This is a genomic window from Pseudoalteromonas sp. Scap25, from assembly GCF_013394125.1.
In the GTDB taxonomy this organism is placed as follows: Bacteria; Pseudomonadota; Gammaproteobacteria; order Enterobacterales; family Alteromonadaceae; genus Pseudoalteromonas.
The window spans coordinates 265,078-290,674 of sequence record NZ_CP041327.1; the positions used below are offsets into that span (position 1 = coordinate 265,078).

General features: G+C 40.9%; 20 protein-coding genes. 14 read left to right on the plus strand and 6 right to left on the minus strand.

Translation table 11 applies throughout. The annotated features are described in order from the left end of the window. Positions 1-61 precede the first annotated feature (61 nt). From FLM54_RS01245 to FLM54_RS01265, 5 genes are all read left to right on the plus strand, one after another. Positions 62-862: a VOC family protein gene (locus tag FLM54_RS01245; protein WP_178954658.1), complete on the plus strand. Its 801-nt coding sequence runs from the start codon at positions 62-64 to the stop codon at positions 860-862. Between the two features lie 116 nt (positions 863-978). Next, positions 979-1,341, plus strand: a complete 363-nt coding sequence (locus FLM54_RS01250; RefSeq protein ID WP_178954660.1) for a hypothetical protein — start codon at positions 979-981, stop codon at positions 1,339-1,341. Continuing rightward, positions 1,341-3,671, plus strand: a complete 2,331-nt coding sequence (locus FLM54_RS01255) for a fatty acid cis/trans isomerase (RefSeq protein ID WP_178954661.1) — start codon at positions 1,341-1,343, stop codon at positions 3,669-3,671. The genes FLM54_RS01250 and FLM54_RS01255 overlap by 1 nt, the downstream gene beginning before the upstream one ends. Positions 3,672-3,787: 116 nt before the next feature. Continuing rightward, positions 3,788-5,512: a response regulator gene (locus FLM54_RS01260; RefSeq protein WP_178954663.1), complete on the plus strand. Its 1,725-nt coding sequence runs from the start codon at positions 3,788-3,790 to the stop codon at positions 5,510-5,512. 67 nt (positions 5,513-5,579) lie between these two features. Further along, positions 5,580-7,031, plus strand: coding sequence for an ATP-binding cassette domain-containing protein (locus tag FLM54_RS01265; protein ID WP_178954665.1), 1,452 nt, complete (start codon positions 5,580-5,582; stop codon positions 7,029-7,031). 6 nt (positions 7,032-7,037) lie between these two features. Here the strand turns inward: FLM54_RS01265 and FLM54_RS01270 are convergent, their stop codons facing one another. From FLM54_RS01270 to FLM54_RS01280, 3 genes are all read right to left on the minus strand, one after another. Then, positions 7,038-7,916, minus strand: a complete 879-nt coding sequence (locus tag FLM54_RS01270; protein WP_178954667.1) for a TraB/GumN family protein — start codon at positions 7,914-7,916, stop codon at positions 7,038-7,040. 246 nt (positions 7,917-8,162) lie between these two features. Continuing rightward, positions 8,163-8,534: a diacylglycerol kinase gene (locus FLM54_RS01275; RefSeq protein WP_010390346.1), complete on the minus strand. Its 372-nt coding sequence runs from the start codon at positions 8,532-8,534 to the stop codon at positions 8,163-8,165. Further along, positions 8,531-10,204 carry a phosphoethanolamine transferase gene (locus FLM54_RS01280; RefSeq protein ID WP_178954668.1) on the minus strand — a complete coding sequence of 558 codons (1,674 nt, stop codon included), beginning with the start codon at positions 10,202-10,204 and terminating at the stop codon, positions 8,531-8,533. Before FLM54_RS01280 ends, FLM54_RS01275 begins: the two co-directional genes overlap by 4 nt. A 527-nt stretch (positions 10,205-10,731) precedes the next feature. Between FLM54_RS01280 and ilvG the strand changes: the two genes are divergently transcribed. The 8 genes from ilvG to FLM54_RS01320 all read left to right on the plus strand — a co-directional run bounded on the left by ilvG (position 10,732) and on the right by FLM54_RS01320 (position 19,889). Continuing rightward, positions 10,732-12,381, plus strand: a complete 1,650-nt coding sequence (gene ilvG, locus FLM54_RS01285) for an acetolactate synthase 2 catalytic subunit (RefSeq protein ID WP_178954670.1) — start codon at positions 10,732-10,734, stop codon at positions 12,379-12,381. Then, positions 12,378-12,620, plus strand: a complete 243-nt coding sequence (ilvM, locus tag FLM54_RS01290; RefSeq protein WP_178954672.1) for an acetolactate synthase 2 small subunit — start codon at positions 12,378-12,380, stop codon at positions 12,618-12,620. Before ilvG ends, ilvM begins: the two co-directional genes overlap by 4 nt. Positions 12,621-12,721: 101 nt before the next feature. Next, entirely contained in the window at positions 12,722-14,578 is a 1,857-nt protein-coding gene (gene ilvD, locus FLM54_RS01295; RefSeq protein ID WP_178956826.1) for a dihydroxy-acid dehydratase, read from the plus strand. Between the two features lie 2 nt (positions 14,579-14,580). Further along, positions 14,581-16,134 (plus strand): threonine ammonia-lyase, biosynthetic, encoded by a 1,554-nt coding sequence (gene ilvA / locus FLM54_RS01300; RefSeq protein WP_178954674.1) that lies wholly within the window; start codon positions 14,581-14,583, stop codon positions 16,132-16,134. A gap of 144 nt (positions 16,135-16,278) precedes the next feature. Beyond that, entirely contained in the window at positions 16,279-17,277 is a 999-nt protein-coding gene (locus FLM54_RS01305; protein WP_178954676.1) for an ABC transporter substrate-binding protein, read from the plus strand. A 102-nt stretch (positions 17,278-17,379) separates the two neighbouring features. Continuing rightward, the gene (locus FLM54_RS01310) at positions 17,380-18,567 is read left to right on the plus strand and encodes a methyltransferase (protein WP_178954678.1); all 1,188 of its coding nucleotides are present in this window, start codon (positions 17,380-17,382) and stop codon (positions 18,565-18,567) included. A gap of 10 nt (positions 18,568-18,577) precedes the next feature. Further along, the gene (gene can / locus FLM54_RS01315; protein WP_008112739.1) at positions 18,578-19,243 is read left to right on the plus strand and encodes a carbonate dehydratase; all 666 of its coding nucleotides are present in this window, start codon (positions 18,578-18,580) and stop codon (positions 19,241-19,243) included. Position 19,244: 1 nt separating this feature from the next. Continuing rightward, on the plus strand, positions 19,245-19,889 hold the full coding sequence (locus tag FLM54_RS01320; RefSeq protein ID WP_178954680.1) for a short chain dehydrogenase: 645 nt from the start codon (positions 19,245-19,247) through the stop codon (positions 19,887-19,889). 48 nt (positions 19,890-19,937) lie between these two features. Here FLM54_RS01320 and ubiK read toward each other — a convergent pair whose 3' ends face one another. Next, positions 19,938-20,201, minus strand: coding sequence for a ubiquinone biosynthesis accessory factor UbiK (gene ubiK / locus FLM54_RS01325; protein ID WP_008112735.1), 264 nt, complete (start codon positions 20,199-20,201; stop codon positions 19,938-19,940). A 113-nt stretch (positions 20,202-20,314) separates the two neighbouring features. On the opposite strand from ubiK, the gene rep reads away from it, so the two are divergent. Further along, on the plus strand, positions 20,315-22,333 hold the full coding sequence (rep, locus tag FLM54_RS01330; RefSeq protein ID WP_010390360.1) for a DNA helicase Rep: 2,019 nt from the start codon (positions 20,315-20,317) through the stop codon (positions 22,331-22,333). Between the two features lie 13 nt (positions 22,334-22,346). On the opposite strand, the gene FLM54_RS01335 is transcribed toward rep, so the two are convergent. Both FLM54_RS01335 and FLM54_RS01340 read right to left on the minus strand, forming a co-directional pair. Beyond that, the gene (locus FLM54_RS01335; RefSeq protein WP_055012279.1) at positions 22,347-24,911 is read right to left on the minus strand and encodes a diguanylate cyclase domain-containing protein; all 2,565 of its coding nucleotides are present in this window, start codon (positions 24,909-24,911) and stop codon (positions 22,347-22,349) included. A 177-nt stretch (positions 24,912-25,088) separates the two neighbouring features. Then, positions 25,089-25,481 (minus strand): c-type cytochrome, encoded by a 393-nt coding sequence (locus FLM54_RS01340; RefSeq protein ID WP_008112730.1) that lies wholly within the window; start codon positions 25,479-25,481, stop codon positions 25,089-25,091. Positions 25,482-25,597 lie beyond the last annotated feature (116 nt).

Consider the following 25,597-nt stretch of genomic DNA (forward strand, 5'->3'; position numbering starts at 1 on the left):
GACTCTTATAGACTATTAGCCTAAGCTAAAAATAGCTTAAATTTACAACAGGAAATGGGCGATGAATAATAAAAATAATTATCCGCAAGGTATATTTTGCTGGGCTGAACTGTGTACTCATAATTGGAAAGATGGAAAAGCTTTTTATACCTCGTTGTTTGAATGGGGGAATGACGACCAGCCAATTGGCGAAGATGAATATTACACAATGCTTCAAAAGCAAGGTGACGATATTGCTGCCATGTACCAAATGCCTAAAGAGCAAGTGGACGATTCCACACCTAGCTACTGGCTTACCTATATTGCAGTAGATGATGTTGATACATGTGCAATTAAGGCGCAAAAGCTAGGCGCGCAAATTATAACAGGCCCTCACAATGTTATGAATGCAGGGCGCATGTTAATGCTTAAAGACCCAACCGGGGCCACCGTAGCGTTATGGCAAGGTAAAGAGCATATAGGATGTCAGCGTCCTTGTGAGCTCGGCACGCCTTATTGGCACGAAATGGCAACGCGTGATAGCGAAGCGAGCCGTCACTTTTATTGCGAATTACTAGGTTGGCAAAGTGAAATAAAGCCTATGGAAGGTATGGATTACACCTTGTTCTTAGTTGCAGGTAAGCCTGTAGCGGGCATGCTACAAATGAATAATGAGTGGCCAGAAGACGTGCCTCCCCATTGGATGATTTACTTTGCCGTGGATAACTGCGATAGCTATGTAAAAAAAGCGGCGATCCTTGGAGGGCAAGTGTGCGTACCTGCTACAGATATCCCTGATGTAGGGCGTTTTAGTGTTATTTGCGATCCTCAAGGGGCTGTTTTTTCTATGATTGAATCGGCAATGGATGATATTAAAGCTTAGTAATTAGCAATGCTTAGGATTAATTTTAGGCTTTAGTATGGTTATTTAGTCGCAGTAATTATGTGCTTTTTTGCTATAATGGCGGTAATTACACCGCCAGTCAGCAAGAGAGTCCAATGGAACTTGAACAAGATAGCAATTTAACCCTCCCTTTATTTATTCTAGATGAGACACTAAGTACCCGTGACTTAGCGCAGCCTGACGTGAAAATTTCAGTTATTTTAAGTGATGAGCTACTGACTCAGCTATGTCAAAACCCCAGTGCTGACAGTAGTATTGGCATAAGCATTACGGACTATGAATTGAATGTCATCAATTCAAGCTTTTCAAGTGTAGTGCAAAGCGAACATGACGCTCAACTAACGCTCACTCAAGGCCCTCTATTAAGCGCTGTAGTGACTACAGTTGATGAGCTGACATTCGTATCACCTCAAGTTGATATGATGCCCACGTTCGATTTGGGCGATGAGGCAGAGTAATGAAAAAGATCATTATAAGTACATTTGTACTGATTATTTTAAGTGGCTGTGCCTACCTCGGAAATGCTCATTATAACGAACTGTTTGGTCCCGAAAAAACACAAGCGCGTATTGTTGACGCTAATAGTGGTGATGGCGCCGAATTTCTTCAACATGTAAAGCCTGTAATAGATACTCGCTGCGTGGTTTGCCATGGTTGTTATGATGCGCCTTGCCAGTTGAAGTTGTCGTCTCCTGAGGGAATAGATAGAGGGCTAAGTAAAGAGCTGGTGTACGACGGTACTCGGTTGTTAGCCTCAACGCCGAGCCGACTATTATTTGATGCAACCACCACTGAGCAATGGCGTGAAAAAGAGTTTAGCCCGGTATTAAACGAGCGAGCACAAAATGAAGAAGCCAATTTAGCCGGTAGTGTGTTATTTAACACGCTGGTATTAAAGCAAAGTTCACCTTTGCCAGAAGATGAAGTATTAGATGAACGCTTTGATTTTTCGCTTAGTCGCAACCAAAGTTGTGCGACCATGGGTGAGTTTGACCAATTAGCGGATGAGCAACCGCATGCGGGTATGCCTTATGGCTTACCAGGAGTGTCGGCTGCTGAATTTCAGCATCTACAAAATTGGATTAAAAAAGGTGGGAAAATGGCGCATATCAAGCCGCCATCAGCTGCTGAGCTTGCAAAGGTAAAAAACTGGGAAGCATTTTTAAATCAAGATGGTTTGAAGTATCAGTTATCAGCGCGTTATATTTATGAACATTGGTTTTTAGCGCACATCTATTTTAGTGATTCGCAATCACCAAACTTTTTTAAGTTGGTGCGTTCAAGCACTCCTCCTGGGGAAGATATTAAGTTAATTAGCGCTCGTCGCCCTTATGATAACCCAAATGTTGAGCGTGTTTATTATCGACTGCTTCACGACCGTTCTACTATTTTGTCAAAAACGCATTTGCCACTTAAGTTAACGGATGAGAAGTTAACGCGCTTATATCAGCAGTTCATCGCACCAAAATACACTGTATCTAGCTTACCAAGCTATGAGCCAGCACTTGCATCAAACCCATTTAAAACTTTTGAAGCACTGCCTATTGATGCTAAGTATCAATTTATGCTCGATGAAGCTGAGTTAATTATTATGGGCTTCATTAAAGGACCTGTTTGCCGTGGTCAAATAGCACTGAACGTGATTAATGACCATTTTTGGGTGGCATTTGCCGATCCTGAAAAAGTGGCGACTCCAGAGGTTGGTAAAATGCTAATGCAACATGAAGACGCATTAGAGTTACCAGCAGCCGAGGAGAGTAATGCGTTACCTATTTCTAACTGGGTAAAATACTCAGTTCGCGAAAAACGCTATTTAAAAGCCAAGGTAGAGCTAGCTAATAAAATGTTCAAAAATGGCGAGCACTTAACTACTGATTTACTGTGGAAAGGGGAAGGGCATAACCAAAATGCGGCGCTGACAATTTTTCGCCATTTCGATAGTGCAACTGTTGTAAAAGGGCTTATTGGCCAGCAACCTAAAACGATGTGGGTACTTGATTATGCATTGTTTGAGCGTATTCACTACTTACTAGTGGCAGGGTTTGATGTGTATGGCAATATTGGCCATCAATTGATAACACGTTTATATATGGATTTTTTACGCTTAGAGGGTGAGCAAAACTTCCTTGCGTTATTACCCGAGTCACAACGCGAAGCTATTAAGCAGAGTTGGTATCGTAAATCACCGCCAAGTCTATCGACCTTTTTCGAAAATAACCGTGAGTTTAGTCAGCCCAGCGGTATTAGTTACCAAACTGATAAGCCACAATCAGAGTTATATGGATTAATTAAACAAACGCTTGAGCCGGTATTAAGTCCTCGTTATGACTATAAAAAAGTACCCGCACCATTAAGTACAATTAACACCATGCCCGCTAAAGCAATTAACTTACTCCCGCAGCTATCGTATGTGTTAGTAAAAGAGCAAGATGAGCACAAGGCTTATACGATTATTCATCATAACGCGCATTATAATATTTCGAGCTTATTAAACGAAGACGGCCAGCGTGCTTATGAAGAAGATACCGTGACAATTGTGCCAGGTTTTATTGGTGATTACCCATCAGCAATTTGGTATTTAAATAACCCGCAACAAGTTGCTGCATTTGCAGAGCAGCTACCGCTTATGCAAGTAGAGGCGGATTATCGGGCTTTAAAGTCTAAGTTTGCGATTCGTCGAACGCACCCTCAGTTTTGGCAATACAGCGATATATTACATCACGTTGCCCGCCAGTATCGAGGGGTTGAATTTGGTATGTTTGATTATAACCGCTTAGAAAATCGTTAATGATATTGTAAGTAGCCCAGCTTTTTAGTTGGGCTTTTTTATATCTAATAATTAGTGAATTAACTAATTAACTTGCTACAGTTAGACTAAAGTGAAAATAAAAAGCAGCTTGGTTTATGTTTAATATTGTAAAGAGTATTCGCAAACGTTATCGGTGGGCATTAATTGCTATTGCCTTGCTGATCAGCGTATCCGCACTACTCATGCAATACGTCTTTTCTGTGCAAAAATACGATGCGAAAATTATCAATATAGCGGGTAAGCAACGTATGCTGTCACAAAAAATAGCGTGGCATAGTAATGCGCTAATTAATCAAACAGCTAACAACGAACAACACCTGAAATCGTTAGCCCACTCACTTGGGTTATTCGAGCAAGGACATACTTTTTTACTCACTAAAAATAAGCAAGGTGAGGCGATTTATTTAAATGCTGCTTTAGTTGATTTATATTATGCCGCCCCAGGTAACCTAGATGCCGAGGTATCTAGTTTTATAAAACAAGCAAAAAAATTACTGACCCAACAAGAACAAGCGAATCCCGTGATGTTTTCTGTGGGCGAGATTGAAGCATTATTAAAAAAATTAGACACCGCGGTGAGCTTATTTGAGCAGCAAGCGGTGACAAAGGTTAATTGGGTAGCCAATATTGAGCTGTTGTGTTGGTTTTTGACTCTAGCGTTATTGCTTCTAGAGTTAAGATTTGTGTTTATGCCAATGGAAAGGCAAGTTTTGCAGACCCTGCTTGAGTATCAACAACAAAAAGAATTTGCCGAGCAAGTCAGTCAGAATAAAGAACATTTTATTGCACGCGCCAGTCATGAGTTTAGAACTCCGTTACAGGGATTAATTAGTTCTATAAATGAATTAAGCATTCCCAGCTCGCAACAACAAATTCAGCGTCAAGCTCAGTATTGTTCTGTTAGGCTGCTAGCGATGTTAGATGAACTTCAAGATTTACAGGCGCTTAGTTTAAACCGTTGGTCATTAAAGCCGACCTCAGACAACCTACTAACAACTTTAAACAAAATACTGGCTGTGTATCAATATGGCTGTACTGAGAAAGGGTTAAAGTTAATTACCGAGTTAGCACCGAACTTAGACTGCGCGGTGATTGTAGATCACGCACGGCTACAACAAATTGTTTCTGAACTACTTAATAACGCATTAAAGTTTACTGAGCAAGGAGAGGTCACCGTCATTGCTACGCTCAATAACCATCAGTTAGAGTTAAGCATAAAAGACAGTGGTTGTGGCTTTAGCCACCAAATTGATCAGCTCGAATTAAACAACAATCAACAAAGTAACCATTTTCAAGGCCTTAGAACAGGGCTTACCCGCGTGCAATATATTGTTAATGCGCTTAATGGCGACATTCGTTTTGAGAATAATCATCCACAAGGCGCCATTGTATTTTTAAGCCTACCATTAGAGATGGACACAAGCGAAACTAAGCCAACGCGCTTGCCTGATGATCTTAAGTGTTTAGTGGTTGAAGATAACCCGCTCAACATGTTAGTTCTAACAAAGTTATTAAGTTCTTTGAATATACAGGTTGAATCGGCTGAAAATGGCAAAGTCGCTTGTGAAATGGCGGCTGAAAATAGCTATGATGTTATATTTATGGATTTAAATATGCCGGTTTTGGATGGCTTTGAAGCCACAAAGCTGCTACATGAAAAAGACAAAACACGACCCATTATTGTGGTTACCGCAAACACTTCTGATAGTGATATAGCTCGCGCTAAAGCTTGTGGAGCAATAAGTCATATTCATAAACCTATAGATCAGCAAAGTATAATAGCGGCACTAAACGATGCTCTTCTAACAGAGGTTGATTAAATCTCACTTGCCTAATTGTTATTTTGTACGTTAATTTGAATTTTTAAGCCTTATTTTGGGATCTAGTGTGCGCTCAATTTTACTTCAGCAATTTAATGGTTATTTATCCACCGGTGGCAGTAATCGCTATTATATTAAGGATTTAACTTGGCAAGTAAAACAGGGGGAACACTGGGTATTGCTTGGCGGCAATGGCGCCGGTAAATCTGCGCTTGGGGCTACGCTTATTGGTGAAGCCAAGCAACAAAGTGGGCAACGCCATAGTACTTTTAATAATCTACAGTTAGTTTCAAGTGATTTACAAAAGCAGTTATTAAGCGCTAATCGCAAAAGTGATAAACCACAAAAAGTAACCGACATACTCTTTTCTGCGCCTGAAATTAATCGCGATTTATGTCAACAGCTAATTACTGCTCTTAATTTTGATGCCTTACTTAATCGTAATTTTACTGATTTATCGACCGGTGAAACACGTAAATTATTATTGATTAAAGCACTGTCTGCTAATAGTGATTTAGTTGTGCTTGATGAACCATTTGATGGCTTAGACACTGAATCGGCTAGGCAGTTAAACCGCCTATTAAAGCAACTGAGTACGCACACTTGCTTTGTGTTTGTACTAAACCGTGTTGATGAAATTCCTGCGTTTGTTGATCACTTTGCTTATGTGAGCAAGGGTCTTTTACAACATAGCTTAGCAAAACCGTGCGCAGCAAAACGAGCCGATTTATTTAAGTTACTGCATTTAGAACATACATCTATAACTATTCCAGATTCACCCGAGCCTACTTTTATTTCAAATGTAAACGCGCCACTCGTTAAGCTTACTGATACGCATGTACGTTATGGTGAACAGACTATTTTTGAAAACTTAAACTGGACGATTAAGCAACACCAACATTGGCAACTTACCGGCAAGAATGGCTCAGGAAAAACCTGTTTATTAAATTTAATCACCGGTGATAACCCTCAGTGTTATAACAATGAGATTGAGGTGTTTGGTTTTAAGCGTGGCACAGGAGAGAGTATTTGGGATATAAAACAGCATATTGGTTATATCTCTAATACCTTGCATTTACAGTATAGAGTGAGTATTTCGGCGCTCAATACTGTTATCTCTGGGTTTTTCGATAGTATTGGTTTATATCAACAAGCCAGCGAGTTACAAATGCGGTTAGCGAAACAGTGGCTGGCATTAATTGGCCTAAGCGATAAAGCAAATTGCACTTTTACTCAACTATCGTATTGCGATCAGCGCTTATTACTGATTGTACGCGCAATGGTTAAACACCCCGCATTAGTTATTTTGGATGAGCCATGTTTAGGGCTTGACGAGGCAAATCGTCAACGCGTTTTACTGCTTATAGAAAAGGTGTGTGCGGCAAAAACGAGTACTGTTATTTATGTAAACCATCATGCAGCAGATGCCATTAAAGGGGTTGAACACACCCTAAAAATGGAAGACTTTAAACCAACTCATTATGAGCAGCAGGCGGCTCATAATGAGTCGATTATATAAGCTTGTTTATAACTGAGTCACTGTGAATCCTTGGTCACGCAGTTGTTTAATTAAGCCATGTTGCTCAACTAAATGCAGAGCACCTACAGCTATAAAAATATTGCCTTGTTCAAGTTTTGGGGTGAGCTGAGTGACCCAATTATTATTACGCTCAATTAGCATCACTTGTTCGCTTTGTTGGCCGTATTGGCTGTTATCAAAACTGGTGTGGTAGTAGCTGGTTAGGGTTTTCATATCGCCCTGCTTCCATGCATTTACTAGAGAAATAAAGTAGGTATTAATATCACTGAGTTGTTCAAAGGTTTCTGCCATCATAGCGTTGCTTAATGACTCTAAACCATTAAACATTTGTAGCTGCTGCTCTATGGTTTCAAGCTCCGCAATTTTAATATTATGCTGTTGGGCATAATCTAATATTTGCTTATCAATGCCATTTTTATCTGAATATCCTGCGTTTTGAAACTCAATTTGCATCATGGTTAACATGACAGCCCAAGGTTTAAAGCTGTTGAACATGGCAATATCAATCGACTTTTTTGCAAAGTAGTCTTTCAGGAGTTGATAATTTTCTGTCGACAGCTCACTCTGTAGTGTACGCCCGTTATTAAGCAGCATATACGGCATAGAGCGTTGCTGCATTTGTAAAGGTGATAGCTTACTAATATCCACTTCAACAACCACTTGCTTGCTGTTACCTAGTGCGTTAGTCACTTTTTGTGGTAGCCCTTTCATGCTGGCATCACCTACATGCACGGTGCCAAATAAATATGAACTAGCGCCTTGTTTTTCTATTTTGAATAGAGCTGGAGCTGCATAGCCATTCACACTAAATGCTAAAAAAACGAACGCCATCAATATATGACTGATACGCAATGACACTTTCATAAAGAATCCTAACCAAGTTAAAGTTGTTTTATAAATACTAACTTAGTTTACTTTATAGGTAACGTAAAAATGCCAGATTAAAAAGCGCTATTGATACCAATTATTGCTGTAGGCCATGTTGCCAAAATTAGTCAAAACGCGTTCACTTTGTTATGAACTCAAGGCGATTCGTGAAAAGCTTCATAGACTGAGAAAAAACACCACCATGACCTACAGCAGCACTAATGCTTTTTTTACCTTGGCTAATTAAGCCCATAAAACAGACCACCAAAGCAGAACGGTGATGAGCATGGCGATAAAGACACTGGCAGAAGCGATGTCTTTAGCTAGGCCTGATAGTTCATGATATTCGCTACCGATGCGATCAACCACCACTTCGACTGCGGTATTGACCAACTCAGCAAATAACACAAACAATAAGCTGGCAATCAATATTAATTTGCTACTTAAGGTAATTTCTTGCAAGCAGGCAAATACGCCTAGCAAACTAAATAAAACCAACTCTTGCTGAAAAGCAGCCTCAAATCGGCTCATCCATTTTAGACCATTAAATGTATGGCTTAAGGTAAAAATTAGGCGCATTAGGCCTTGGCGTTTTATAACGGTTTTATTATTCATATTTTAGCTTCGCTATGGTTAATCGTTTGACATGACGCGAGTAAATCTTCAGAGGTTTGGTAGGTTTTACTCGCAACACCGGTTAAGTTTAAAAGGGTATGAAAAATAGCATCGTGTGATTGCGCTAAAGTGCTATTTAAATTGTTGAGACACTTGGCTGTAATGCGCTGATTATGCTCATCAGCCCAGATGTAAAGAGGCACATGGGTTTGAGCTGTTGGTGCAAATGCATAGGGAAAGCCATGTAAGTACGCACCATTTTCACCGAGCGACTCGCCATGGTCCGACACATACAGTAATTGCTTATCAATATTGGCCGGTAGTGCCTTTAACTGTTCAATAACTTGAGCGTTGATAAAATCACTATAAGCAATTGTATTGTCGTAGGTGTTAACCAGTTCTTCAGCGTTACAGTTCTGAATATCGCTGCGGTCGCAGGTTGGACTAAACTGTTTAAACTTTTCAGGGTAGCGCTTAAAGTAAGTAGGGCCATGTGAACCCATCATATGCAGCACTATAAGCGTATTAGCCTGACTCAAGTTAGCAAGCTTGTGCTTTAGTGGGGCTAGCAACGCTTCATCAAAACAGTATTTACCATCACATAGTCCGGATGCTTTGCTATCAATATTAATGGTAGGTACGCGCGAGCAGACGTTTTTACAGCCACTGTTATTATCAACCCATAAGACATCTGCGCCTGCTTGCTGTATCAAATCAATCACGTTTTGCTGATTATCACTGTCTAAACGAGAAAAATTGGCATGAGTTTGCAGTGAAAACATACACGGTACTGACACTGCCGTGGCCGTGCCACACGACGATACATTATCGAAATAAGTGACATTATGTTTTTGTGTGTATTGGTTGGTATTGCGCTCATAGCCTTGGTAGGAAAAGCTTTCAGCTCGTGCGGTTTCACCTACTACTATGACAGTAACTCGTGTTGTACTTGGCGATGCTAAAGTTGGTGTGGTATCAATATTTTTAAATTTAATATCGCTGTAAAGCAACTGGTCACGTGCATACTTATAGCCACTAGAAAGGTATTGAAATGGAATGATTTCTTTTTTCAATATACGGTTATTTCGACCTGTTGCCGCGTAATCGGCGTAAAAGTTTACTACCACTAAAGCAATCAAAGCACCGCATGCTAGTAACAGTTTAATACGACTGAGTATCTCTTTGTGTGGGCGGGCACAGTTTACGTTTATACGACTCAAAACAAAGGCAGGTAATGCGCCAAAAAGCAGTAAAAAGCCAACAAGTTGCAAGTTTAAATAGCTTAACGCTTCACTAGAGTCCGTCTCTGCTGCGTTTTGTATCATTGAGTAATCAAATACCACTCCATAGTTTAATGAGCTGTAAAGTGCGGCACTTGAGAGCACGAGTAGTAAGTAGTTGATGGGTTTTAATAGCCCTCGAACAGACACCAAAGAAAAAAATATAACTAATAAACACACAAGTAGTAGCGGTACAGAGAATAGAAATAACCACGAAAATGTGTGCAGCGAAGTAATAGCGCTAAACGCACCATGCATAAATGGAATATTAATGATTAAGCCATAATAGCATGCCATTAAAATAACAAATGCATTAGCGCTGCAGTTAAAGTAAAAGCGCTTTTTGGTGTTTGCTTGCGATTGCTTACTGAGTTTGAAAATTGAATTCATAACACATCTCTTTTTAGTGAACGTTGTTATGCTAGGTCGTCACACTTAAGAAACACTTAAGAAGTCAATTTATTTTATTTTGTGAGCTATAAAATACAGCGGTTTGCTAAAAATTAATCAAACCATAATTCACCGTTATAAGAATAGTGAATTTCCTGAGTTGAAATGAAGGGATAAAAAATTCACTTTGTTTAGGTTGTTTGAATTTTAAAACCTAGGCCTGCGTATTTTTATAATTATTTTGGATTGAATTTGATGTTGACTTAGCGCCCTGAGCGCGGTACTAATATAAAAAGACAGCGAAACAAGAGTTTCGTAATTACAGAAATTAAATGGTATTAAATTTTATGCTTAACAATGCACTTAACCTAGTCCTGATTATTATCGTGGTGATTATTCCCGCGAGGGCTTCGTAGTGCTTTAAAAAACTAAGCATTGAAAAGCCCTCCGCACTTAACCGTCCGGGGGGCTTTTTAGTTTTAAGATTAAATTTTAACGGGTTGTCACACAGGAATGAGGATTTACTAATGACAGGCGCAGAACTAACAATTGATTTACTCGCCAAGCACGGCGTAGATGAAGTATTTGGCTACCCAGGTGGTGCTATTATGCCCATCTACGATGCCTTGTATGGTGCGCCTGTAAAACATTACCTCACTCGCCATGAACAAGGCGCAGGGTTTGCAGCTGTAGGTTATGCACGCAGTACTGGCCGCTTAGGTGTATGTTTAGCAACATCAGGCCCGGGTGCTACTAACTTAATTACCGCATTGGCTGATGCCATGATGGACTCAGTGCCTTTACTTGCCATCACCGGGCAAGTACCAACCGCAGCTATTGGTTCTGACGCCTTTCAAGAAATAGACGTGTTGGGTATGTCGCTTTCATGTACAAAACACAGTTATATGGTTGAGCGAGCAGAAGATTTAGCCGAAATATTACAAGAGGCGATGCATTTAGCACAAAGCGGTCGACCAGGCCCTGTTTTGGTTGATATCCCCAAAGACATTCAAATGGCGCAAGTACCTTTTAAACCTTGGTTAGCGGTAGATGAATATTTGCCTCAACTAGATCTAAATCAAGTCGCTATTGCTAACCAACTACTCAGTGAAGCCAAACAGCCTGTTGCCTATGTTGGTGGCGGGGTCCATGCCGCTGATGCGCAAGCGCAGTTAATGCAATTTTTAAATAAAACGCAAATGCCAGCGGTTTCAACCCTTAAAGCATTGGGCAGTGTATTACCTGATTACGAATATGATTTAGGCATGCTAGGTATGCATGGCGGTCAAGCGGCTAATTTAGCGGTGCAAGAATGTGATGTATTAGTGTGTATTGGCGCACGCTTTGATGACCGTGTAACGGGCAATTTAGCTAAGTTTGCTGCAAAAGCAAACGTAATTCATTTAGACATAGATGCAGCCGAGGTCGGAAAACGTAAACCTGTAAAAGCGTCATTAATTGCTGATTTAAAAACTTCTCTCCCTGCACTTGAGTGCGTGGTTACACCAAAAGCGTGGTGCGATCATAGTAAACAAATGAAGGTCAAACACGCGTGGCGCTACGACTACCCTGGTGAAAAAGTATTTGCTCCTTACTTACTTAATCAACTTAGCCAGCGTATGCCAAGCACTAGTGTGGTGTGTTGTGATGTAGGCCAGCACCAAATGTGGGTAGCTCAGCACATGAAGTTTAGCCACCCTTGCAACCATTTGAGCAGTGGTGGTGCAGGCACTATGGGATTTGGTTTACCCGCGGCTATAGGTGCACAGATAGCGCGTAAAGGTGACTTTGTGATCACCGTTTCAGGTGATGGTTCAATCATGATGAATATTCAAGAGCTTGCCACTATACGTCGTAATAATTTACCAGTAAAAATACTGATACTTGATAACCAGCGCTTGGGCATGGTGCGCCAATGGCAAGAACTATTTTTTGAAGGGCGTTACAGCGAAACTAACCTGTCAGACAACCCTGACTTTGTACAACTTGCTGCTGTGTTTGGCATTCCTGGGCAAACAATTACCCATGCCAACCAAGTGGATGATGCAATCACTGCTTTATTAAATAGCGATGGACCTTATATTGTTCATGCTTGTATCGATGATAAAGAAAACGTATGGCCACTTGTTCCACCTGGGGCTGCTAACGATGAAATGATGACGGAGAAAGCACAATGAAACACAGTTTAACTATTGCCTTAAAAAGTCAAAGTGTCGCAATCGAGCGCTTTTTACGTGTGGTGCGTCATCGTGGTTTTGACTTGACTCACTTACAGCTCAATATGGACGATGGTCAATATAATATGGCAATAACGGTTGATAGTGATAAACCAATTTACTTGCTTACTAGCCAGTTAAATAAATTGGTTGATGTGAAACATGTGACGCTACAAAGCTTACAGCAACAGGCTGTATAAAATAAATTTAACGAATTTTACGAATAACCGATTATTTGGTTATTCATCAATTTTTAGAATGAGGAATGCCCGCATTAATTGCGGCAAACACTGAGGTAACTATGGCTAAATTAAGAAGTGCAACCACCACTGAAGGGCGTAAACGCGCAGGCGCAAGAGCATTATGGCGTGCAACAGGCATGACTGATACCGACTTTGGTAAGCCAATTATTGCTGTTGTGAACTCATTTACGCAATTTGTACCGGGGCACGTACATCTTAATCAGCTTAGTGAACTGATGGCTGAAACCATTACTCAGGCCGGTGGTGTACCAAAAGAATTTAATACCATTGCTATCGATGACGGTATTGCCATGGGTCACGGCGGTATGCTTTATTCACTGCCATCGCGCGATTTAATTGCCGACTCAGTAGAGTATATGGTGAACGGCCATTGTGCCGATGCGATGATTTGTATTTCTAACTGCGACAAAATCACCCCTGGAATGATGTTAGCGGCGCTGCGTTTAAATATACCCGTTATTTTTGTATCAGGCGGCCCAATGGAAGCAGGTAAAACCAAATTAGCGAATATCGATATTAAGCTCGATTTGGTTGATGCTATGGTTAAAGGCGCTGATGAATCGGTAAGTGATGCCGACTCTGAGCAAGTTGAGCGTTCTGCATGTCCTACTTGTGGGTCGTGTTCAGGGATGTTTACCGCCAACTCTATGAACTGTTTACTAGAAGCAATTGGCCTTGCGCTGCCTGGTAATGGGACCACGCTTGCGACCCATAAAGACCGTAAACAACTGTATGTTGAAGCGGGTGCACGTATCGTTGATTTATGCCGTGAGTACTATCAAAAAGATAACCAAGACGTACTGCCTCGTGCTATCGCTAATAAAACCGCATTTATGAACTCTATGGTGGTTGATATTGCTATGGGCGGTTCATCAAATACGGTATTGCATTTACTCGCGGCGGCACAAGAAGCCGGCGTTGATTTTGATATGTCACACATTGATGAACTTTCACGTAAAACCCCGTTTTTATGTAAAGTTGCTCCAGCTACAGCGCAATACCACATTGAAGACGTACACCGTGCTGGTGGCATGATGGCGATAGTTCACGAGCTTGGAAAGGCTGGGTTAGTTGATTTATCGGTTAACCATGTTGCTGGTATGACAATGGGTGAACTGGTTAAAAAGTGGGATGCAACCGATCCGAATAACGAAGCTGCGCAAAAGTTTTATCGTGCTGGCCCTGCAGGTATTCGTACCACCAAAGCAATGAGCCAAGATTGTCGTTGGGATGAGGGTGATAACGACCGTGAAAACGGTTGTATTCGTAGTGTAGAACATGCATTTCGCCAAGATGGTGGCCTTGCCGTGCTTTCAGGTAATTTAGCAATAGATGGCTGTATCGTTAAAAGTGCGGGTGTTGTTGATGAAATGCTGCATTTTGAAGGTACTGCTGTGGTATACGAATCACAAGATGACTCTGTAGAAGGGATTTTAAATGGCGAAGTAAAAGCCGGCGACGTGGTGGTTATTCGCTATGAAGGGCCTAAAGGCGGCCCTGGTATGCAAGAAATGCTATACCCAACTAGCTATTTAAAATCAAAAGGCTTGGCAGAGCAATGTGCATTAATTACTGATGGGCGTTTTTCAGGTGGCACGTCAGGTCTATCGATTGGCCACGTATCGCCGGAAGCTGCCAGCGGTGGCGCAATTGCTTATGTTGAAAACGGCGATAAAATTATCATCGATATTGCCACCCGAGAAATTACGCTGGCGTTAAGCGATGAAGAGCTTGAAGCTCGCAAGCAAAAACAACTGGCTCGTGGTAAACAAGCGTATAAACCGCTTAATCGTGATCGTTATGTATCATCTGCGCTTAAAGCGTATGCGCTACTTGCAACCAGCGCAGATAAAGGTGCAGTTCGCGATTTAGCCAAACTGGAGGAGCTTAGCTAGGTATGGTTTCTCAAGAACTCGATTATTTTCGCGCGATTATCCAAGCCAATATGGAGCCTTTAGCCAAGGTGACTGAGGTAAGTGAAATGGCCGAATTGAGTACACGATTAGGTAATCATGTTTGGTTAAAACGTGAAGACCAGCAACCCGTGTACTCGTTTAAATTACGCGGTGCTTTTAATAAATTAAATAAGCTGCCTAAAGGCTCGGTTGTGATCACCGCATCCGCAGGTAACCATGCCCAGGGTGTGGCACTAAGTGCCTCACACTTAGGGCACAAAGCCACCATTGTGATGCCCGTGACCACACCTGAAATAAAGGTTAATGCGGTAAGGGCATTGGGTGGTGAAGTCGTATTGCATGGCCATCAATTTGATGCCGCAAAAGCGTATGCGCTGGAATTAACTGAGCAGCGAAACGGCGTATTTGTACCGCCATTTGATGACCCTGATGTGATTGTTGGTCAAGGTACGGTTGCCCGTGAATTAATGCAACAGCTCAACGATTTAGATGTGGTATTTATTCCTGTTGGCGGCGGCGGCTTGCTGGCAGGTATGGCGGTATATATTAAGTCGCTGCGCCCCGATATCAAAGTGATAGGGGTTGAGGCGAATGAAAGCGCCTGCTTAAAAGCTGCTTTAGTAGCAGGCGAGCCGGTAGAACTCGATCGCGTTGGCAGTTTTGCCGATGGTGTTGCCGTTAAAATAATTGGTAGCGAAACATTCAGACTGGCACAAAAGTTTTGTGATGAAGTAGTTACCGTATCAGACGATGAAATATGTGCAGCCATGCAAGATATTTTTGTATCAACCCGTGCTATAGCTGAGCCTTCAGGAGCGCTTGCAACTGCAGGGCTTAAAAAATGGTCTCAGCAGTCGGGTTTAAAGGGGTTAAATTTAGCCGCTATTTTGTCTGGTGCTAATTTAAACTTTGATCGCTTACGTTATGTGGCTGAGCGCACTGCGCTGGGTGAGAAAAACGAAGCTTTATTAGCCGTGACCATTGATGAAAAGCGCGGTAGTTTTAAGCAGTTTTGTACATCTTTAGGTGGGCGTGCCATTACTGAGTTTAACTATCGTTATGCGGGGCCTGGCGAGGCGCAAATTTTTGTTGGTATTGCGCTACGTCAAGGGTTAGCAGAACTTGAAGAGCTTAAACAAAGTCTAACAGATAACAAATATACCTTTTGCGATTTGTCAGATAACGAATTAGCAAAGCTGCATGTACGCTATATGGTTGGCGGTAAAGCGCCAGAGCAGTTACATGAACGCTTACTAAGGTTTGAGTTTCCAGAGTATCCAGGCGCATTGGCGCGCTTTTTAGATACGCTGGGTAGTAACTGGAATATCACTTTATTTCACTACCGCAATCATGGCGGGTCAATGGGGAATGTATTAGCAGGCTTTGCTATTGAACCAAGCCAATATGAGATGTTTAATGAGCACTTAAATCGGCTAGGTTACAGTGTCCAAGACGAAACCGATAATCCCTGTTTTACTCAGTTTTTAACTACCCAACCTCAAGCAGAAAAGCTTGAAAAAATCGCTCTAGCCTAACTCTATCCTAAGCAAGCATCTTATCCCGATGCTTGCTTTATTAGCTGTTTTACATATAGTTATAATTAATTATCATGTTTATGGAAGCCTGCTTTGCTACTTAAAGGAATAATAATTAGCATCTGCTTTTTTTGTAGCCAGTTAATGGCGCAGGAATCAGTCACGTTACAATTAAAGTGGACGCACCAATTTCAATTTGCTGGCTATTACATGGCCAAACAAAAAGGCTTTTATAATGAGGCCGGTTTAGACGTCAATATAGTTCCTGCCGATCCAAAACGGCCAAATAGTTTTGGTGCGGTAGAGCGAGGAGAGGCGCAATTTGGTGTAGCACATTCAGGTATATTAGAACGCCGTATTGCCGGTGAACCCTTTGTAGCCATGGCTGCCATATTACAGTTTTCTCCTTACTGTTGGATGGTAAAAGAAACTTCAGATATTTTTCATGCTCGTGATTTTATTAACAAGCGTGTAAGTGAAGTCAGCAAAGAGAGTAATTCTGAGTTACTAACTATGCTTAAGCGCAGTGGTACTGATACCGAAAAACTGGCTGTTTACAAAGGCGATGAATTGCAACAAGCATGGATGGAAAATAAATTAGATGCCATAGAAGTGTATGTTACCGACCTACCTTATCATATGGATCAGCAAGGGGTTGCTCATAGACTTATATGTCCACAACGTTATGGGATGGATGTATACGCGGATATTTTATTTACCAGCGATAGTATGGTTAAGTATCACCCCGATACGGTAGAAAAGTTTTATCAAGCAAGTTTAAAAGGGTGGCGCTACGCGGTAATGAATATGGATGAAGCCATTGCCATAACCCAACAGTTTTATGCGCCTGATCGCAGTTTTCATCAACTGGCATATGAGGCTGAGGTACTTAAAGACTATATTGCTCCACCGAGTACTACTGTGGGTAATATGTCGATGGCTAAATGGCGTTTAATTGCTGACTTATATGAGATTGATCAAACAAAGTTTGATGAAGTAAAAGCTGATTTTATTTATAAATATAAAAAGCAAGAAACACTGCAGCTTTCTTGGATGCTAATTGCGGCTATTATAATAAGCATTATTTCTATCCCTCTGTATTTACGTTTAATACTTAAATCGGCTAAACAAAAGCGGGTATAAGGTTAAGCAATTCCCTTGCTCTGCGAGGTTAAAAAAATAACCGCTTAATTAGGTGCTATTGTGCTGGTATAATTAAGCGTCTTTTTTATATCCTAAGCTGTTATGACCTTAACTGAGCAATTTTCTGCCCTCAACTCTTTGCTAATGAATACTCGCTTGTATTGGCAGTGTACTGCATTTGATTTTGACGCTTTACCTTGGCCTGAATTACATGCTCCTTTGAGCGCTTTATCCGATCAGGCGGTTGCTGAATTAGACTCTGATCAAGAGCAGCTCTATCAGTTTTTTTCATCCTATATTCCCGCTGTTGAGCAACTTAGCCGATTAGTTTCATTACCTGCCATTACCAACACTCGGAAGGAGTACCCATTTTGGATCAGTAATGGTATTAAAGGTCGAAAGTTTACTCAGCTACAAGATTTTGTTGGCGCATTGCCCACTAGTAATCAGCCTGTATTAGAGTGGTGTGCAGGTAAAGGCCATTTAGGGCGAATGTTAGCTTTTAATGGTGCGCAGAGTGTACACAGCGTTGAGCTACAATCTCATTTGTGTGAACAAGGGAAAAAAAGTGCACAGCAGCAGGGACTTGCAATACAATTTAGCCAAGCCGATGTACTTAAGGATAGCATTCAGGATTTTTTTAGCCCACACACTCATGCCGTCGCTTTGCATGCCTGCGGTGCGTTACACCAAACTTTTATGCATCAAGCCAGTGCAGCAAAAGTACCACAAATTAGCTTTTCACCTTGTTGTTATCATTTATTTACTGATAATAATTACCAAGCGATGAGCGAGCATGCTCAGCAAAGTCGATTAAACTTAACTCACAGAGATTTAAAGCTCGCCCTGCAAGAAACTGTTACAGCTCCTTCGCGAGTAGGCAAAGTGCGAAAAACAGAAGTGGAGTGGCGACTCGGATTTGATGCCTTAAGAAAGTCACTTACTGGTGAGTTAGGGTATGTCAGCGTCCCTTCAGTGAATAAAGCGATATTTTCAGATTCGTTTGCAGCATTTTGTAACTGGGCGGCAGACAAAAAAGCCTTAAAACTGCCAAAAGATATTGATTACAATAAGTTTTTATTGATTGGGCAGGCGCGAAAAAAAGTAACAGAGCGAGTTGAACTGGTTCGACATGTGTTTAGAAGAGCAATAGAAGTTTGGCTTGTGCTCGATCGTGCTTTATATTTGCAGCAGCAAGGCTATGACGTCAGTGTTAATACATTTTGTGAGAAGCAATTAACACCCCGTAATATTTTAATTTTAGCCAGTTTAAAAACGCCCTCAACCTAAAAGAGATGTAATGAGAAATTTAAATAACTTACTAGAAAATAATAAACGCTGGGCATCTAGAACGAGCGAAGCGAACCCTGAATTTTTCAAAATTTTATCGATGCAACAAAACCCAGAATACTTATGGATAGGTTGCTCTGATTCACGGGTGCCAGCTAATCAAATTGTTGATTTATTACCGGGTGAGTTATTTGTGCACCGTAATGTTGCCAACGTGGTTGTACATACCGATCATAATTGTTTATCGGTTATGCAGTACGCGGTCGAAGTATTAAAAGTAAAACATATTATGGTTGTTGGCCACTACGGTTGTGGTGGTGTGCAAGCGGTACTAAACGAGGACCGCTTTGGCTTTATTGATAACTGGCTCCGCCACGTTGGTGATGTAAAAGAAAAACACCTAGAGCAACTTAATGCTCTGCCAGAAAAACAACGTCTTGATCGTTTAATAGAGCTTAATGTGATTGAGCAAGTGCGTAACGTATCTCGCACTAGCATTGTTCAAGATGCATGGTTAAGAGGCCAGGAACTCACGGTGCATGGTTGGGTATATGGCTTAGAAAATGGTCATTTGCATGACTTAGAATCGGTAGTTAGTTGTGCTGAAGAAGAGTGTGAAAGCTATAAAAAAGCAGTACACCATGTACTAAATAAATCTGCGGACAGTCACCTTTAATATGGCCAAAACGGCGCTAATAATCGGCAGTACCGGCTTAGTTGGCAGCCAGTTATTACAACAGCTGTTAGCATCTTCTTGCTATTCAAAGGTAGTGAGTTTATCGCGCCGCCAATTAGATTTTTCTCATCCTAAATTAATTAGCCATGTTATTGATTTTGAAAATTTGACGCATCATGTTGAATTGTTCAAAGGTGACGTATTCTTTTCTTGCTTAGGGACCACATTAAAGCAAGCGGGCAGTGTGGCTGCACAACGTAAAGTTGATTTTGAATACCAATTTATTTGTGCGCAAATGGCGGCCAATAACGCTGTTCCGCATTATTGTTTGGTATCGTCAAGTGGCGCAAATGCGCATAGTATGAGCCGTTATTTAAAAATAAAAGGAGAGCTTGAGCAGCAGGTGAAGCAGCTTGGCTTTGCACGCTTGAGTATATTGCAACCGTCTTTATTAGTCGGCGAGCGTTCAGAGCTTAGAATTGCAGAAAAGCTAGGTGAGGTGGTACTTCCACTGCTAACGCGTTTTGGTATCCTCAAACGGTATAGACCCATTACCGGTGAGCAAGTAGCTAATAAATTGCTGAGGGTAAGCATAGAGCAGCAACAAGCAACGGGTTATTATGTGCTGGACGAGCTATTTGAATAACTGAGTGATTAGCGCCATAAAGCAGGTTCGTCTATGGCGTTATATTTATTATTCAGCGTCTGTTTTTGCCGATAATTGCTGTTCAAGTATTGCCACTTTTGCTTCTAATTCAGTTAGCTTTTCACGTGTGCGGATCAGCACTTGGCTTTGAATATCAAACTCTTCACGGCTTACAAAGTCCATTTCGGCAAGCTTATTTTGTAACACTTGCTTAGTTTTACCTTCAAGTGTGTCAGCCAGGTTTTTTACACCTTGTGGCATGTTATTAGTGATCTGTTTCGCAATTTCTTCAAGTTTTGCTGGGTTAATCATAGTCGTCCCTTGCCTGTTGCCTAAAATGATAATAACTAATATTACCTTATTGGCTAGGCGTATTGTAGTGATTACGTTAAAATTGCCCGTCTTTTTGCAATCAGCTGGTCGTTATGAAACTCAATCCTAAACAAGATGAAGCGGTAAAGTACATTAGTGGTCCTTGCTTAGTATTAGCCGGCGCAGGCTCGGGTAAAACGCGAGTTATCACCAACAAAATTGCTTACTTAGTACAAAAATGTGAGTATCAAGCGCGTAATATTGCGGCGGTTACCTTTACCAATAAAGCGGCTAAAGAAATGCGCGAGCGGGTTTTGCAAACCTTGGGAAAACAAGAGTCTAAAGGTTTATGGGTGTCTACCTTTCATACGCTTGGGCTTGAAATCATTAAAAAAGAGTTAAAAACACTGGGTTTTAAACCCGGTTTTTCGTTGTTTGACGACCAAGATACGAATCAATTACTCGGTGATTTAACCGAAGACGAGCTTAAAAAAGACAAAGACTTACTAAATCTACTTAAAATGCAAATTGGTAGTTGGAAGAATGAGCTTATTTTACCAGAACAAGCTATTCGCGAAGCCAGAGAGCCGCAAAAGGCATTGTTTGCTCAGTTGTATGCGCGTTATCAAAATCAATTAAGAGCGTATAACGCGCTGGATTTTGATGATTTAATTATGATCCCCACGCTGCTTTTAAGTAGTAATGCCACATCACGTGAGCGATGGCAGCAGCGTTTTCGTTATTTACTGGTGGATGAATATCAAGATACCAATACCAGCCAATATCAATTAGTGAAATTGCTGGTAGGCGAACGAGCACGCTTTACTGTGGTGGGAGATGACGATCAGTCAATTTACTCTTGGCGTGGTGCTCGTCCACAAAACTTGGTGTTATTAAGTAAAGATTACCCTGGGCTTCGATTAATAAAACTAGAACAGAACTATCGTAGTGCTGGGCGCATTCTTAAAGCGGCCAATATCTTAATTGCAAATAACCCCCATGAGTTTGAAAAAAAGCTCTTTAGTGAGTTGGGCTATGGTGAGCAAATTAAAGTCATTGGCTGTCGTGATGAAGAACATGAATCAGAACGTGTGGTCGCAGAGATTATTTCTCATAAATTTATGAAACGCACCAGCTATAAAGATTACGCTATTTTGTACCGGGGTAACCATCAAGCGCGGGGCTTTGAAAAGTCGTTAATGAGTAACCGAATCCCGTATAAAATTAGTGGTGGAATGTCGTTTTTTTCACGTTCTGAAATTAAAGATATCATGGCTTACTTACGTCTTTTAGTGAATCAAGATGATGACAATGCTTTTTTAAGAATTGTGAATACCCCACGTCGTGAAATTGGTACAGTCACGCTTGAAAAGCTTGGCACCTTAGCTAATGAAAAACACCAAAGCTTATTTGCGACCTGCTTTGATAACGACTTAGGATACAGACTAAAAGGACGTGGTTTAAATGCACTAGCTGGGTTTGCCCGGTGGGTGGTTGAGCTTTCAGATAACGCAGTGCGCAGTGATACACTGGAGGCGGTGAAGGATTTAGTGCGTAATATTAATTACGAAGCTTACTTGTATGAATCATCGCCTAGTGCCAAAGCCGCTGAAATGCGGATGAAAAATGTGTCCGAGCTGTATCGCTGGATAACAGACATGTTAACAGGCGATGCCGATAATCCGCCAATGACACTGGCTGAAGTAGTTAGTAAATTGACCCTTCGGGACATGCTAGAGCGAAACGAAGAAGAAGATGAAGCTGATGCCGTGCAATTATTAACTTTGCATGCCTCAAAAGGACTCGAGTACCCCTATGTATTTATGGTCGGTATGGAAGAAGGATTGTTGCCACATCAAGTAAGCATTGATGAAGATAATGTGGATGAAGAGCGCCGTCTTGCCTATGTAGGTATTACCCGCGCGCAACAAGAGCTGACTTTAACCTATGCTAAAATCCGCCGTCAGTTTGGTGAAACATCACAAACAGAGCTCAGTCGATTTGTGCAAGAGTTACCGCAAGATGACTTAGCCTTTGAAAACAAAAAAGCGCCTAACACCCAAGCTGAACGTATGGAAAAAGGCCAAGCTCGGGTTGCAAATTTAAGAGCAATGCTGAAAAAGCCACAATAAGATGTGTTTAGCGCTATTTTAATTCTGAGTTTTTAAGTGTAGCTGGTATAGCGCTGGTTAGTGGGTGCTGTTTAGCAACGAATAGGTTTATGCCGTGTTTATCTAAAAGAGCTCTAAAGTTTAATATTGATGGGCCTTTAGCTATCACTTTTATCTGTTTAAGCTTAGTAATAGCCAACACCCCCTGCAACTGTAAATCGTAGCTTTCTTGTTGTAATACTCGTTTACTGAAGGTGGAGCTAAGGAGTAAATAATCACACTCTACTTCAGTCACCAAATTAAGCTCGCATTTGTCTTTTGCGAAATTGTTTAAGCCAATCGAATGACCGAGTTTTTTAAGCTGTTTTAAGTTCTCTAATTGCTGTGCGCTGGCATAACGCAGCTCCTGCTCATCAAACAACAAGCAAAGCTGTTCATTGTTTACCGGTTGTTTTAGTGTAGCTTTTAGTAAAGAAAATTCATGCTCTTCTAACAGTAAACTGGAGCAAGGCAATAGCGCAACGGCTATCTCTGCATTTTGTGCTTGTTGGTAAGCTTGTTGGATGAGTTGTAGTTCAACTTTGGTATGTTGTTCTTTATCATTCGCAAATTTCTTTAAAATATCAAAACTGGTAAAGCCAAGGACTGGGTGTTCACCAAAAGCCTCAAATAACGATGCACTCTGATAATGCTCATCCAAGGTGATAATATCTGAGCTACGAAACGTCATAGGCAATACATCAAGGTGATGTAATGTTTGTGACTCATGTTGCAACATAGGCTCAGTGAGCAGTGGATGAAATAACTCAAAGCGGTTTTTACCTGAATTTTTAGCATAATACATAGCAGCATCGGCGTCGCGAATGATTTCATCGGTATGTTTATAGCTTTGCTTTGAATAGGTAATCCCAATACTGGCACCACTTTGTACACAAACGCCTTTAGTACAAAACGGCTTTTGCATAATTTTAATTATGCGATTGGCAACATCTTCTGCCTGGTTTGGCTCAGTCAGGTGGGTCAGTAATACTACAAACTCATCTCCGCCTAAACGCGCTAATAAGTCATGTTCACGAATACATTGTGAGAATAATTTACTAACACTAATTAAAAACTCATCGCCGGCATGATGCCCGAGCTGATCATTGATATCTTTAAACTTATCAAGGTCAATAAACAATACAGCAAAGTGCTCATTTGGATTGCGTTGATAATATTGCAGGGTTTTTTCTAGTTGAGTTAAAAATAAATTCCGATTTGGTAAGCCTGTTAGTGAGTCATGGTGAGCATCGTGATAAAGTTGTTGTTCTATTTTTTTACGTTCATCAATTTGCATTTGCAAATGTAAATTTGCTTGGCTCAATTCTTTAGTTTTTTCATTAACTCGTGAGGCAAGTTCTTGGTGGCTCTTTTTTAGTGCCTGTGAAGCTAATTTTGTTTGTAATACCGTGGCAATTTGATGCGATACAAAGGTGATTAGCTCTGCATCATCATGTGTAAAAAGGTGTTCATTATTATAAGCTTGGCAAACAATTAACCCTATAACGCCTTGCGAAGTTTTTAGCGGAGCGCCTAGCCAGCTGGTGGCTCTCTTGGATTCATCAATTGGTTTTTCACGCTCTACAATGCCACTATTTAATAACTCTTGTGCTCTTTGCGGATGAATTATTTGTGTTTCTTCGGTGCTTATAACCAGTTCACTGTAGCCTTTTGCAAAGCGCCGTGGTTGAGTGCTGCCTTGGAATTCATCGACACTGTAGGGAAAACTGATCCAACCTGATTCTTTATCATACAAGGCAATATAAAGGTTTTTTGCGTAAGTAATGGTTTTTATTATTTCGTGTATTTGAAAATAAGCATCATCTAAATTTTTGGCTTGGGTTGTCAGCTCTGAAATTTTGAATAATATTTGCTGGCGTTGCAGGGCACCTTTTCGCTGTTGTATTTCAACATTTAAAGCGTCATTACTTTGCGTTAATGCTCGGGTTCTTAATTTTACTTCTGATTCGAGTAACTCTCGTTTTTTAACCCGTTCAATTGCGGTGGCTAAATAGAGTGACATGGCCTCAAGCAGGTTTATTTGTTGAGAACTGTAACCTTGTTCTGTGTCGTAACTTTGCGCGGCTAACACACCAATAATGTTTCTTTCTTGATAAACGGGAACGCCTACCCAGTGTTCTGCAGGTGTACCCAATGCTTTAAATAAGCCTTGCTGGGCAGCATCATGCATTTGCTGTTTGGTAAAGTAAGTGGTTTTCCCTTGCTTGAAGACATAACCCGTTGCGCCTTCTTCAAAATTATTATCTCGATTAAGTGGTACTGCAATGCCATCTTTTTCATCAGAAAAATAAGATAATTCTAACTGTTGTGACTGGGGATCAACCAGCACCACATAAAAGCTTTTACTCGGAACATACTTTTGTAAAATGTCATGAATAGCAGGGTAAAGTAAGGTTAGCTCGGCAACAGTACTTGCTTGCTCTGATAATTGTATCAGGGCATTGTGGAGGTGGTAGGCATGTTTGTACTTTTTTAATAGTGCTTTTAGTCGTTTATTTTGACGCACTACGCTATTAGGTACAATAAGTTTATCTTCCAATGATGTTTAACCAGTTATAATTTTTTGTATAGTTATTAATCATTATAGTTCCACTTTTAACATTTTGCGTCAAGTAGATATTTTTCTTAATTATGTAGCTAAAACTCATGAATTAGAAACAAAAAAGGCTTACTAAAACGTAAACCTTTTATTTAAAGCATTTTGACTTGGCTAATTTTAGTTAGCGGTCATGAAATCGATTGCTGCGCTTATTTCATCATCAGAACAATCCATACACGTTCCACGCGGTGGCATGGCATTAAAGCCATTGATCGCATGATCTAATAAGGTGTCTTTTCCTTTAGCGATACGAGGAGCCCAATCGTCAGCTGATTTAGGAGCGCCTAAAGCACCTGTGCCGTGACAAGCAAAACAGGCTGCTTGATATACTTGCTCGCCTGAACGAGGACCTGTTGGTGCAGCAACCGCTACTTTCTCACCTTCAAGGTAAACAGCACCAATAGGCGCTAAACGTTTTTTAATTGCATCTTCAGTCATAGAGTTATCATATGGCTGTGCGTATGCGGTGGTTGCTAGCACAAGTAATGCTGCAGCTGATAGTTTTTTCATTTTGCCTTGCCCACTTCAATTTGAACGTGATCAATCACGATTTTAAATGACGGAATTTAGACCAATTATAACTCCACTCAGTGATTTATAAAATGCTCAGAGTCGATTTTATTTAT